The sequence below is a fragment of the Pantoea sp. ABR1s genome, from assembly GCF_057812235.1.
Genome location: NZ_CM173823.1, coordinates 2,769,360 through 2,781,911 on the forward strand (window position 1 = coordinate 2,769,360; position 12,552 = coordinate 2,781,911).

The following is a 12,552-nucleotide window of genomic DNA, read 5'->3' on the forward strand; positions in this document are numbered from 1 at the left end:
ACAGAGGCAGACACCGCGCCTCTGTTGCTGATTCATGACAGGTCAATCCGTTAAGGACGAATTACTTACCACTTTTTACTTTAGTCCATGCGCGCGTACGCACACGATCCAGTTTTGGATCCTGGACTTTCAGCACAAACAATTTCGACATCGCTTCAGGCGTCGGGAAGATACCCGGGTTGTTGCGGACGTCGGCATTGATCAACGGCAGCGACGCTTTGTTGCCGTTGGCGTAGTTCATTTTGTTGGAGACATCGGCGATCACTTTCGGATCCATGATGTAGTTCAGCCAGGCGTAAGCACCATCGAGATTTTTCGCATCTTTCGGGATCGCCATCATATCGAAGAAGGCCAGTGCGCCCTCTTTCGGTACGCTGTAGCCCAGATGCACGCCATTTTTCGCCGCATCAGCACGGTTTTTCGCCTGCAGAATATCGCCCGACCAGCCAATAGCGACGCAGATGTTACCGTTGGCCAGATCGTTGATGTACTGCGACGAATGGAAGTAGCGGATATTCGGACGCAGTTTCAGCAGCAGGTCAGTGGCCGCGCCGGAATACTCTTTGGCATCAGAGGTGTTAGGATCTTTGCCCAGATAGTTGAGCACCGTGGCGAAAATCTCTTCTGGCGCATCCAGGAAGGAGACGCCGCAGCTTTTCAGCTTCTCCAGGTTTTCCGGCTTCAGCACCAGATCCCAGCTGTTGACCGGCGCATCGGCGCCCAGTGCGGCCTTGACCTTGTCGACGTTGTAGCCGATACCGGTGGTGCCCCACAGATAAGGAATGGCATATTTATTACCCGGATCGTGCTGCGCCACTTTCTCCATCAGCGCCGGATCGAGGTTTTTGTAGTTAGGCAGTTTGCTCTTATCCAGCGGCTGGAATACCCCGGACTGCAGCTGACGCGCCAGGAAGCTGGAGGATGGCACCACCACATCATAGCCGGTGCTGCCCGCCATCAGTTTGCCTTCCAGGACTTCGTTGGAGTCAAACACATCGAAGACCACTTTGATGCCGGACTGCTTTTCTAAGTTCGGCACGGTATCTGGCGAAATATAATCGGACCAGTTGTAGACGTGCAGCGTTTTATCTTCCGCCATGCTGCTGGCCGATGCGGCCATCAGCGCAGCAGCTACCACAGCTGACAGCCATTTCTGACGTGAGTTGAACATATTTTTCCATCCTCCTGAGCGGGTCATTACAACGCTGCAAACCAGAGATCCCTGCATTGCGTTCTGTACAAGACGTCAGTGACACAATGAATCATTATTCAGCGGGAGTTTAATAGCAAAAACCTATAGCTGAGGCGCAGTTACGCGCCTGTTACAGCCCCGCAAGCATAGCCCCCCCGGTCAGGCTTCACCAGACCCCAGCGTAAAAAACGCCTGAAAGCGATATTTTATGCATGTTTGAGCTATGAGGTTCGGCTTTGATGGCATAAACCACGACTAATATCTGGCGTTAAAGGGCAAAATGCAGAATAAAAAATTATCGCGGCAGCGGATGGCGGGCATAAAAAAGCCGTCTCAGGGACGGCTTAGTGTGTGACCATGTCTGGCTAGTGCAGCACAGAATGAACGCTGGTCACCGGAACGTGCTCTTCTTCTTCGCCCACAATCAACAGATTGTTGGCAAAGGCTTCCAGGATCACCATCGAGATCTGCTCTTCACTCTGTTTCATAAAGTGCGAGAACTGACCAAAGGTTAACCCGGCGGTGGTAATCATTGACTGACAGACAATGAGTTTCGGCAGATTATCATCCTGAATGTCGATAAATGCTTTCACCGTCAGCGAACTGGCATTGATCTGCGACAAATCGCCAACCAGTGGAATCAGCGCCGTCGGCTTCACTTCAGCCAGCGCCGAAAACAGAATGACGTTGTCGACCAGATCGATTTTGGCGTCAAACACCCCATCGAAGTTTTGCATGTGCGGCAGATGAAGTGCCTGACAGGCATCGCATTCGAACCAGGTGATATTTTGCTGATCCAGCCAGCGACGCAGCAGGTCGATATCCGGAACGACAAGAGAATCCATCGTAAAATCCCAGTGGGGTGATAAACAGGCGACTTAGCTTACGGAAAAATGCGCGACGATGCCATGAAAACCGCTGAAAAGCGCGTGTCAGCCAGCGGTTTTAGGACGGAGCCCGGGGATGGCCTGCTGCTCAATCCGCTCGATCATCAGGGCGGCGATGTTAAGGTCACTGCTGGTTTCAATGCCTTCAAGACCGGGCGAGGCGTTAACTTCCATCACCAGCGGGCCGCGATGGGCGCGCAGAATATCGACGCCCGCCACTTCCAGCCCGAGCGTAGCCGCCGCTTTCACGGCGATCTGGCGCTCCTGTTGCGTAATGACGACCGGATAAGCTTTGCCGCCGCGATGCAGATTAGAGCGAAAGTCGCCCTCTTTCGCCACCCGCTCAATCGCTGCCACCACCTGATTGCCAATCACCAGACAGCGAACATCACGACCCTGCGCTTCTTTAATAAACTCCTGCACCAGAATATGGGCATTCAGGCCGCGAAAGGCATCGATAACGCTTTCTGCCGCCTGCCGCGTTTCCGCCAGCACCACGCCAATGCCCTGGGTGCCCTCCACCAGCTTGACCACCAGCGGCGCACCGCCGACCAGGGCGATCAGATCAGCGGTGTCATCGGGTGAGGAGGCAAAGCCGGTGACCGGCATGTCGATGCCTTCCCGTGCCAGCAGCTGCAGCGAGCGCAATTTGTCACGGGTGCGGGTAATGGCGGCGGACTCATTCAGCGGATAGCTGCCGCACATCTCAAACTGTCGCAGCACGGCCGTGCCATAAAAAGTGATAGGGTTGCCGATGCGCGGGATAACCGCATCAAAATGGCCCAGCGGTTCACCACAGTAGTGAACCGCTGGTGAGGCGGGATTAATATTCATATAGCAGGAGAGCGGATCGATGATCCGGACCTGGTGGCCGCGTGCGGCGGCCTCCTCACGCAGTCGCCGACTGGAGTAGAGCGTCTCATCACGTGACAGGATAGCTATCTTCATCGCTGCTCTCCCTTACTGGCTTAACGCGTGGCCCAGCCCTGCTGATGCAGATAATCGAGCATAAACGGACGCGTCTCTTTAATGATCAGGCGCTGGATCAGCTCACTCCAGGTTTCGCTGCGCTGGTTGCTGCCGCGCTGCTGATAATAGAGTTCTGTGCGGCTATCGTATTCGGCCAGTACCGCCGGATCCAGCGGCTGATAGCGGTTCTCATGCACCAGCATCGCGTGCGGCATACGCGGTTTGACGTCCGGCTTTGACTCCGGATGGCCCAGGCAAAAACCAAACAACGGCAGAACAAATTTCGGCAGGCCCAGCAGTTCGGTTACTTCCACGATACTGTTACGGATTCCGCCGATAAAGACGCCGCCCAGATCCAGCGATTCCGCCGCGACCATGGCATTCTGACCCATCAGCGCGGTATCGACGCAGCCCAGCAGCAACTGCTCGGCACGACCCAGCTGCGCATCAGGGCAAATCTGCAGGTGGCGATTAAAGTCAGCGCAGAATATCCAGAACTCAGGCGCATCCGCGACCCAGGTCTGTCCGCCCGTCAGCGTCACCAGCTTGTCGCGCAGGGCTTTGTCGGTGATACGGATAATGGAAGAACACTGTAAAAAACTGGATGTGGACGCCGATTGCGCCGCAGTAATAATCGCTTCACGCTGTGCTTCGCTGACCGGCTGGTCAGTAAAGGCGCGGATTGAACGATGGCTGCACAGTAAATCAATGGTCGGTGTCATAAAGTCTCCAGCAATATTATCTTTTTTTGTCAGTTTGATTAAACAGCTGTGGTGCTATCGCTTTCGCGGTGCGCCACATTAACAGCCAGGCAGCAGGCAGCATCAGAACCACGCCAGCAATAAACAGCACAGTGGCCAGCGTTTTTACATCCGCCTTGTCTGGCAGCGGAAGCCAGTGGTTGATCAGCAGCAGCGCGGCCACGATTAACAGGCCGCCAGCCGCCTCCAGCACCACCACAAACCGGGGTAATCTGGCTACACTCTGCATGATATCCTCCTGCCTTAGCGGCTGACTGAGCGTCAATTATGGTCAACAACCCAAAAATTGCGCGAGATACACGGGCTGCCGGCGCGAAAAAGCCTCTGATTCAGAGGCTTCCTGACCGGGCAGCGATAGCGTGCGGGCATCAGACTAACAGGCAAATCCTGCTTTCCTTAAGCGATACGAGCGGGCATCATGGTTGCCATTCTCTGTTTCATTGTGTGATACACATCACATAATAGTCGCTGCAAGGAGTTTTCAATGATTGCTGTTATTTTTGGTCGTCCGGGCTGTCCCTACTGTGTGCGTGCCCATGAACTGGCCGACAAACTAACCGCTGAACGTGATGATTTTAGCTACCAGTATGTCGATATTAACGCAGAAGGCATTACTAAAGCCGACCTGGAAGCGAGCGCCGGTAAACCGGTCAGCACCGTGCCACAGATTTTCGTCGACGAAAAACATATCGGTGGCTACACCGAGTTTGCGGCCTGGACCAAAGAGAATCTGGGATTTGCCGCGTAAGCGCTGATAGCCGGAATGAAAAAGGCGAGCCAGGTTTTCCTGTCTCGCCTTTTTACGCTCTGCCGGTCATCCATCGCCCGGCACTGTTTAATTGAGTGATGCCATCACTATCTGCATCAACCGTACCAGCAAGGCCCCGCAGCCTGCCCAGAACAGCGCGCTGAGGCTCCATGCGACCACAAAGAGTGCGTTGCTGTGGATAAACAGGCTGCTGTTTAACAGCAGTGCTGCCAGTAACGTTCCCCATAATCCCATGAGCAGGGTGCTTTTTAACGGGCTTTCCACCTGCACCAATGCCATCACGATACCGGGCAACATAAAGAGCAGTAATTCGGGCTGACCACGAAGCGGGCCGGGACCGACCTGCCAGAAATGACAGGTAAAGACAAACACCAGACTGTACAACACCACGCCGCACAGGCGGGTAGTCCAGAGATAAGAACGCTGCGGCATACCACCCCACTGATTAAAAGTAACCCCGACAATAACCTGCTGATAACCCTGATGCGTTCAGATGGAAATAAAAAGAAACAGTTCGCTGTGGCAACGAATGAAAAGAGCCAATGGCTGTGAAAGATATTTGTGATTAGAATAGCGCCGCGGTAAAGGTTCCATTTGCAGTACTGATGCAACAGCACCTCAACGGCCTGCTCACGATAGCGAAAAACAGGCTACTCTTCAATAGGTTACATGTAAACAAGAAGTTAAACAGTGAATATTAACGTCGCAGGATTGTTAAGCGGAAATGACATTTTGTTATTGTTTGTCGTTTTAGCGCTCGGCCTCTGTCTGGGTAAGTTGCGTCTGGGCTCGGTTCAGCTGGGAAATTCGATTGGCGTATTAGTGGTTTCGCTCTTATTAGGCCAGCAGCACTTTACGATCAATACCGATGCATTGAGTCTGGGCTTTATGCTGTTTATTTTTTGTGTCGGCGTCGAAGCCGGTCCCAACTTTTTTTCCATTTTCTTTCGCGACGGCAAAAACTATTTCATGCTCGCCATCGTTATGGTGGTCAGCGCGCTGTTGCTGGCGCTGGGACTGGGCAAACTCTTTGGCTGGGATATCGGTCTCACCGCCGGCATGCTGGCCGGGTCGATGACCTCAACGCCGGTGCTGGTCGGAGCGGGCGATACCCTGCGGCAAAGCATCAGCGATCCGAAGCAGCTTGGACTGATGCAGGATCAGCTGAGCCTCGGTTATGCCGTGACCTATCTGATAGGCCTGGTCAGTCTGATTTTCGGCGCACGTTATCTGCCCCGTCTGCAACATCAGGATCTGCCCACCTGCGCCCAGCAGATCGCCCGGGAGCGCGGTCTGGATGCGGACAGCCAGCGCAAAGTTTTCCTGCCGGTGATCCGCGCCTATCGAGTCGGTCCGGAACTGGTGGCATGGAGCGGCGGCAAAAACCTGCGCGAACTGGGTATCTATCGTCAGACCGGTTGCTACATTGAGCGCATCCGCCGCAACGGTATTCTCGCCAGTCCCGATGGCGATGCGGTGTTACAGCTCGGTGATGATATCTCGCTGGTGGGCTATCCCGATGCTCACGCCCGGCTCGACCCCAGCTTCCGCAACGGCAAAGAGGTTTTTGACCGCGACCTGCTGGATATGCGCATCGTCACTGAAGAGATCGTGGTGAAAAACCACAATGCGGTAAACAAACGCCTCAGCAAGTTAAACCTCACCGATCACGGCTGCTTCCTGAACCGGGTGATACGCAGCCAGATTGAGATGCCGATCGACGACAGTATCATGCTGAACAAAGGTGATGTGCTGCAGGTCAGCGGCGAGGCACGACGAGTGAAAAGCGTTGCGGATCGCATTGGCTTTATCGCGATTCACAGTCAGATGACCGATCTTTTAGCCTTCTGCGCCTTCTTTATCGTGGGTCTGATGATTGGTCTGATCACCTTCCAGTTCAGCAATTTCAGTTTTGGTATTGGTAACGCCGCGGGCCTGCTGTTCGCCGGTATCATGCTCGGCTTCCTGCGCGCCAACCATCCAACCTTTGGTTATATTCCGCAGGGCGCGCTCACTATGGTGAAAGAGTTCGGTCTGATGGTGTTTATGGCGGGAGTGGGATTGAGTGCCGGTAGCGGCATTAATCACGGCCTGAGCAGCGATGGTGCGCTGATGCTGCTGTGCGGCCTGCTGGTCAGCCTGATTCCGGTGATCATCTGCTATCTGTTTGGTGCTTATGTGTTGCGGATGAACCGCGCCCTGCTGTTTGGCGCCATCATGGGCGCACGTACCTGCGCACCGGCCATGGAGATCATCAGTGATACGGCACGCAGCAATATTCCGGCGCTGGGCTATGCCGGAACCTATGCCATCGCCAACGTGTTGCTGACGCTGGCGGGAACGCTGATTGTGATTATCTGGCCGATATTGCCCCTATAAAATTTTTTTGCCTGCGTCCAGAACTTTATTGTTAAGGGATAGTCATAATAAGTGCCACTGCTTTTCTTTGAAATCCCCAAATTGTGGAGCCCGCTGGTCTTTTTCCCGGCGGGTTTTTTTATGCCTTTTTTTCGTCCCTGCCCGTCATTCCCCCCTGATTCGCAACTGCATGTGTCATAAAACTTAAACCGTTACACAACTCAACGGCAGATTAAGAGCCTTTCTATAGACGAACAAAACGGTAAAAAGCAGGATAGACCGCTGTTTAGTTAGCAATTTGTGCTGGCTGATTGGGTGAGCGTGCTATCGCTGACCGTTTTTTTTGCCGCTGTTATCGGGCCGGGCTGGCGGGATGCTGCCAGCTGCCGTTAACCGGACTGTCTGCTGAGGAATTTATCCCGAAATGGAAGAGCTGAACCATTCACTGTTTACTGCCATTAATGCCACACCGGCTTCACCCGCCTGGTTACTGCAGCTGGCGACGTTTTTTGCCAAAGATCTGATCGCCATTGTGCCGCTGTTAATCGTGGCGATGTGGCTCTGGGGACCGCGCGATCAGGTGTCTTCGCAGCGGGTACTGGTACTGAAAACCGGTATGGCGCTGATCTATGCGCTGGCGATCTCCTGGTCTGTGGGCCAGCTGTTGCCGCATCCCCGCCCTTTCGCTATCGGTTTTGGTTATCAGTTCCTGCATCACGCCGCCGATGACTCCTATCCCAGCGATCACGGCACCACGATATTCACCTTTGCACTGGCCTTTATCTTCTGGCATCGCCTCTGGTCAGGTGTGGTTCTGATGGTGGCCGGTTGCGCTATTGCCTGGTCGCGGGTCTACCTTGGCGTTCACTGGCCAATGGATATGCTGGGCGGGTTCCTGGTGGGTCTGCTGAGCTGTCTGGCTTCGCATCTGGCGTGGCAGTTCTATGGCGAGCGGATGCTGGCGGTAATCAATCCACTCTATCGGTCGCTGTTTGCCGTGCCGATTCGCAAAGGCTGGACGCAGGATTAAGAAAGGGACGCCTTAGCGTCCCCAGCACTGTGGCAAACCCGGATTTACCGCAGCGAATAAGCTTAAAGCGCAGGGAACAGGGTCAGAGGAGGAAAGCGTCCCGCGCCAGGGACGGCGCGGGCCGAGCGTGTCATGGATGACGGATTTTGCGTCTTTCCGATCTGACCCTGTTCCCTGTGCAGGCTCGGGCTCAACGCAGTACGAGCCTGCGTCCCTGCTTACTTATGAAAACCACTTCCCGAACCAGCCATTGAATTTCATCATCACGAAATCAATCATCCGGCTGAAGAACCCGCCTTCCGGCACATCCTGCATCACCACCAGCGGCCGCTGCTCAATGGTTTTCCCGTCCAGCTGGAAATCGATGGTGCCGACCACCTGATTCTTCTTCAGCGGGGCTTCCAGCTGCGGCGTAGTGAGTCTGAAACTCGCCTTCAGATTCTTCATCTGCCCTTTAGGGATGGTTAGCGCAGCATCTTTCGCCACGCCCAGATTGACCTGGCTGCGATCACCGAACCAGACCCGCTGCTGCGCAAACGGTGCATCCGCTTTAATCGGCGTAACCGTTTCAAAGAAACGGAAGCCCCATGTCAGCAGCTTTTCACTTTCGCGGAAACGAATCGCATCGCTGGCGGTGCCCAGCACCACCGAGATCAGACGCATATCCCCTTCGGTTGCTGAAGCGACCAGATTATTCCCCGCGCCTGAGGTGTGGCCGGTTTTGACGCCATCAACCTTGAGATTGGTGCTCCACAACAGGCGGTTGCGGTTGATCTGGCGAATATTATTGAAGGTGAACTCTTTCTCTTTATTCAGCGCGTACTCTTCGGGCACATCGCGGATCAGCGCCTGAGCAATCAGCGCCATGTCACGCGCAGTACTGTACTGCCCTTCTGCATCCAGACCGTGTACCGTCATAAAGTGGGTATTCTGCAGTCCCAGCGCCTTCACGTAGTTGTTCATCAGGCCGATAAACGAATCCTGACTGCCCGCCACATAATCCGCCAGCGCAATACAGGCGTCATTGCCGGACTGGATCACGATTCCCTTATTCAGCTCATGCACCGGAATACGATCGCCCGGCTTGAGGAACATCAGCGACGAGCCGCGCAGCTTAGGGTTGCCGGTGGCCCAGGCATCCTGTCCGACGGTAACCAGGTCATCCGGCTTGATTTTGCCCGCTTTAATCGCCTGACCCACAACATAGCTGGTCATCATTTTAGTCAGACTGGCGGGGTCGAGGCGCTGATCGGCACTGGATTCGGTTAACACCTTACCGCTGGCGTAGTCGATCAGAATCCACGCTTTAGCATCAATGCCTGGCGCGGCGGGAGCCTGCTCAGCAAAAACGCTGACGGGGGCAAGAATCAGTAATGAAGTGGCAGCAAGGTGCCGCAGGCGAGATGTGAAGCGAGTGTTTGTCATGGGCTTGGCCGGATTGTCCTTGTTAAATCGAAATTCCAGGGGCAGAAAATTCTCACTCAAACGCTAACCCTTGACGGCAGCGAAAAAAACCGTCGAATCGTAAAGTTTTTTAGAGTTTAGTAGAGTAACCCTGGCATAAGTGCCGCGCGCGTGCCGCTTTTCCCCGATTCTGTCGCTATCAAAACTGCGTGAAATTCCGATTTTTCGCAGAAGAGTTAAGCCCGTCACAAATATCAGTTAACCTGAACGCCAGTCAGCCGAGGAGACCGACCATGGACTTAGCCCTTTTTGATCTGGATGAAACACTCATTTGTGAAGACAGCACCAGCCTGTGGCTGCGCTGGCTGGTATCACAGGGATTCGCCCCCAGTGAACTGATTGATCAGGAACAGGCATTAATGAGCCAGTACTATGCCGGTACGCTGTCGATTGAAGAGTATATGAATAAAACACTCTCCCCTCTGGCGGGCATGGCCACGCTTACCGTTGAAGGCTGGGTGCGCCGCTTCATTCACCGCGACATCATGCCACGCGTTTATCCTGCAGCCCGCGAGCGGATTGAGTGGCACCGGGCGCGTGGCGACAAGGTCATGATCATCTCCGCCAGCGGCGAGCATCTGGTGGTGCCGATTGCAGAAAAGCTGGGTGCCTGCGGCGCGCTGGCGATTGGCGTTGAAATCGTGGACGAGCGCTACAGCGGCAACACTTACGGCACCATGACCTATAAAGAGGGCAAAGTCACGCGACTGGGTGACTGGAAAGCGCTGCAGCAGGACGAGGCCTTTGACCGCACCTGGGCCTACAGCGATTCGATGAACGACCTGCCGCTACTGGAACAGGCCGATCATGCCCATGTCATCAACCCTGACGAACAGTTACACAAGGAAGCGTTAAACCGCGGCTGGCAGGTTTATCACTGGGCGCGCTGACTCCGAGCTTATTCCATAAGGCGTAACTGTTGCTGGCAGCCTGGACACGGACAGCGCGGAACAATCCGTAGTACACGTAGTCCGTGAGGATTACTCGCTGCGCTCGCCCCTTCAGGGCCGCCCTGACGGGCGTTCAGGTTGCTAAAGCAGCCTGTGTGAGCACTGCCCTGGCCCAGACTGACCAATAAAATAGCCTGGGGACAGGCTCTTAGCCGCGGGACGCACCAGCGTCCTGCGCTAATCCCACTTTCAGCAGCTTGCCATTGGCCTCATCGGTCAGCACATAGAGCCAACCATCCGGCCCCTGGCGAACATCGCGAATGCGCGCCTTCTGATCGTCCAGCAGACGCTGCTCTTCCACCACTTTCTCGCCGTTGATACTCAGACGAATCAGGTTTTTCTCTTTCAGAGCGCCGATAAACAGCGAGTTTTTCCACTGCGGAAAACGGGCGCTATTGTAGAACGCCATGCCGCTGATGGCCGGAGAATCCTTCCAGTGATAAAGCGGCGGTTCGGTACCCGCAACCTGTGTGCCTTGTGACTCCGGCACTTTGTCACCGCTATAGTCAATGCCGTAGGTTGCCAGCGGCCAGCCGTAATTCTTGCCCCGCTCCATGATATTCACTTCATCGCCGCCGCGCGGGCCATGTTCATTTTCCCATATCTTGCCGGTCCAGGGGTTAAGCGCCAGCCCCTGCGGATTACGCAAACCATAGGCCCAGATCTCTGGCCGTGCGCCGCGCTGTTTCGCAAACGGGTTATCGTCCGGCACGCTGCCATCGGCGTTGAGCCGCAGCAGTTTGCCCTGCAGCTTATCGAGATCCTGCGCAGCGCTGCTGGCAAAGTTATCGCCGAAGGCGATCCAGAGATAGCCCTGGGTATCAAACGCCAGCCGGGTACCGATGTTGTTGCCGCTGGAGAGCATCGGCGTCTGCCGAATCACCTCGCGGAAATCGCTGAGTTGCCGGTTATCCTTGCTCAGCGTGCCAACGCCTACCACCGCGCCCGCTTTGCCACTGCTGTTCGCTTCGGTATAGCTAAGCCAGACGCGACGACTGGTGGCAAAATCGGGTGCCAGCACCACGTCCAGCAGGCCACTCTGCCGTTCTGCCCAGACCTTAGGCACGCCCTGGATCGGCTGCGACAGGCCGCTCTCCGGGCTCCAGCTGCGCAGTTGTCCGCTACGTTCGGTAATCAGCAGCGTTTTGTTATCGGGCAGGAAGGCGACGGACCATGGATGTTGTAACTTATCCTGTAATACCTCGACCTTTACGTCGGCGGCAAACAGGGGGGCGGTACAGAACAGGGAGCCACTTAGCAACAAAGTAGTTGAGAAACGGGCCATAACGATCTCCTGACGGGATAGAATGCCCTTAAGCGTAGTCAGCCCCTCTGCAATGATGTTGAGGATTTACAAAAGATTAATCAGGGCGACAGCGCTCTGCTGTCGCCCGTCAGAGTCAGGGCGCGTTAAAACTTACCGTGTCACGCACCATCGTATCGATACCAGGCTTCAGCTCGTCAAAGGTGATCGGCGTATTGCTGTTACTGACCGTTTTGCCAAAGGCTTTGCGAACCACCCGGATCATCGGTTTGCCCGTCACCGCATCGCTGGCTTCTATCTCCAGAAACAGTTCGCTGTTCTGAGTACGATGCCCTGACGCCGCCATGGTGCTGGCAACGACCGCGGCAACCGGTACCACTTCATAAAACTGCACGCCCTGATTTTCTGCTGACACGGCGGTAATGGCGGCCCTTACCTTCAGGGTATGCGGCGTAGCCTGATTCACCAGCGGCAGGCGGGTGGCTATCGCGCCTTTTAGCTGGATCTCGGTGTAACTGAGCACCTGATCCAGCGTTTGCTGAGTGACGCGTGGCGTGGGGTGCGCCGCCGGGTAGTAGATCAGCGACGTATAAAGCACATCTTTATAATGGCTGCTTTGATAGTCAGGTGATATCCAGCGCAGAGTCGGTTCACCACTGGCTGACGACGTCGGTTGCAACTGGCTGTAATCGCTTAAAAAACCTGAATATTGCTGCTTATCAGCAACATGAGAAGTACAACCACTGAGCAGCACGGCAGAGACCGCCAGAAGAGCAGCAACGGAAGTTTTACGCATCATCAACTCGCTTGTATCAGGAAGGTTTAAGCAAGCATAGATAAGCCAGAGGGGAAATGCAGAATAACAGAGGCGGTTTAACGCTGTTATGCAGAATAAATAGCAGGAAAAC

The 12,552-nt window shown here is 54.9% G+C and carries 13 protein-coding genes; 4 read left to right on the forward strand and 9 right to left on the reverse strand.

The window, feature by feature from the left end:
- Nucleotides 1–61: 61 nt before the first annotated feature.
- The 5 genes from potF to ACXKZD_RS13040 all read right to left on the reverse strand — a co-directional run bounded on the left by potF (nt 62) and on the right by ACXKZD_RS13040 (nt 4,038).
- A complete protein-coding gene (gene potF, locus ACXKZD_RS13020; RefSeq protein WP_488981659.1) occupies nt 62–1,171 on the reverse strand; it encodes a spermidine/putrescine ABC transporter substrate-binding protein PotF in 1,110 nt (369 codons plus the stop codon).
- Between the two features lie 386 nt (nt 1,172–1,557).
- Nucleotides 1,558–2,037 carry a YbjN domain-containing protein gene (locus ACXKZD_RS13025; RefSeq protein WP_022625960.1) on the reverse strand — a complete coding sequence of 160 codons (480 nt, stop codon included), beginning with the start codon at nt 2,035–2,037 and terminating at the stop codon, nt 1,558–1,560.
- A gap of 87 nt (nt 2,038–2,124) precedes the next feature.
- The gene (rimK, locus tag ACXKZD_RS13030) at nt 2,125–3,027 is read right to left on the reverse strand and encodes a 30S ribosomal protein S6--L-glutamate ligase (RefSeq protein ID WP_111533566.1); all 903 of its coding nucleotides are present in this window, start codon (nt 3,025–3,027) and stop codon (nt 2,125–2,127) included.
- Between the two features lie 20 nt (nt 3,028–3,047).
- A complete protein-coding gene (nfsA, locus tag ACXKZD_RS13035; RefSeq protein ID WP_050679485.1) occupies nt 3,048–3,770 on the reverse strand; it encodes an oxygen-insensitive NADPH nitroreductase in 723 nt (240 codons plus the stop codon).
- Between the two features lie 16 nt (nt 3,771–3,786).
- Nucleotides 3,787–4,038 carry a DUF1418 family protein gene (locus ACXKZD_RS13040; RefSeq protein ID WP_010254414.1) on the reverse strand — a complete coding sequence of 84 codons (252 nt, stop codon included), beginning with the start codon at nt 4,036–4,038 and terminating at the stop codon, nt 3,787–3,789.
- 255 nt (nt 4,039–4,293) lie between these two features.
- On the opposite strand from ACXKZD_RS13040, the gene ACXKZD_RS13045 reads away from it, so the two are divergent.
- Nucleotides 4,294–4,557, forward strand: coding sequence for a GrxA family glutaredoxin (locus tag ACXKZD_RS13045; RefSeq protein WP_010254413.1), 264 nt, complete (start codon nt 4,294–4,296; stop codon nt 4,555–4,557).
- Between the two features lie 87 nt (nt 4,558–4,644).
- Here the strand turns inward: ACXKZD_RS13045 and ybjM are convergent, their stop codons facing one another.
- Nucleotides 4,645–5,010, reverse strand: a complete 366-nt coding sequence (gene ybjM / locus ACXKZD_RS13050) for an inner membrane protein YbjM (RefSeq protein WP_010254412.1) — start codon at nt 5,008–5,010, stop codon at nt 4,645–4,647.
- A 258-nt stretch (nt 5,011–5,268) separates the two neighbouring features.
- On the opposite strand from ybjM, the gene ACXKZD_RS13055 reads away from it, so the two are divergent.
- Together ACXKZD_RS13055 and ybjG are read left to right on the forward strand one after the other, a co-directional pair.
- Complete coding sequence (locus tag ACXKZD_RS13055; RefSeq protein ID WP_010254410.1) at nt 5,269–6,957, forward strand: aspartate:alanine antiporter; 1,689 nt, start codon at nt 5,269–5,271, stop codon at nt 6,955–6,957.
- 403 nt (nt 6,958–7,360) lie between these two features.
- Entirely contained in the window at nt 7,361–7,966 is a 606-nt protein-coding gene (gene ybjG / locus ACXKZD_RS13060) for an undecaprenyl-diphosphate phosphatase (RefSeq protein ID WP_010254408.1), read from the forward strand.
- 222 nt (nt 7,967–8,188) lie between these two features.
- Here the strand turns inward: ybjG and ACXKZD_RS13065 are convergent, their stop codons facing one another.
- Nucleotides 8,189–9,391, reverse strand: a complete 1,203-nt coding sequence (locus ACXKZD_RS13065) for a serine hydrolase (RefSeq protein WP_010254406.1) — start codon at nt 9,389–9,391, stop codon at nt 8,189–8,191.
- A 272-nt stretch (nt 9,392–9,663) separates the two neighbouring features.
- Here ACXKZD_RS13065 and ACXKZD_RS13070 point away from each other — a divergent pair, with 272 nt between their 5' ends.
- Nucleotides 9,664–10,320: an HAD family hydrolase gene (locus ACXKZD_RS13070; protein ID WP_022625965.1), complete on the forward strand. Its 657-nt coding sequence runs from the start codon at nt 9,664–9,666 to the stop codon at nt 10,318–10,320.
- Between the two features lie 208 nt (nt 10,321–10,528).
- On the opposite strand, the gene ACXKZD_RS13075 is transcribed toward ACXKZD_RS13070, so the two are convergent.
- Nucleotides 10,529–11,665 (reverse strand): PQQ-dependent sugar dehydrogenase, encoded by a 1,137-nt coding sequence (locus ACXKZD_RS13075; RefSeq protein ID WP_132498842.1) that lies wholly within the window; start codon nt 11,663–11,665, stop codon nt 10,529–10,531.
- A 115-nt stretch (nt 11,666–11,780) separates the two neighbouring features.
- Nucleotides 11,781–12,440 carry a DUF3313 domain-containing protein gene (locus ACXKZD_RS13080; protein WP_022625967.1) on the reverse strand — a complete coding sequence of 220 codons (660 nt, stop codon included), beginning with the start codon at nt 12,438–12,440 and terminating at the stop codon, nt 11,781–11,783.
- Nucleotides 12,441–12,552 lie beyond the last annotated feature (112 nt).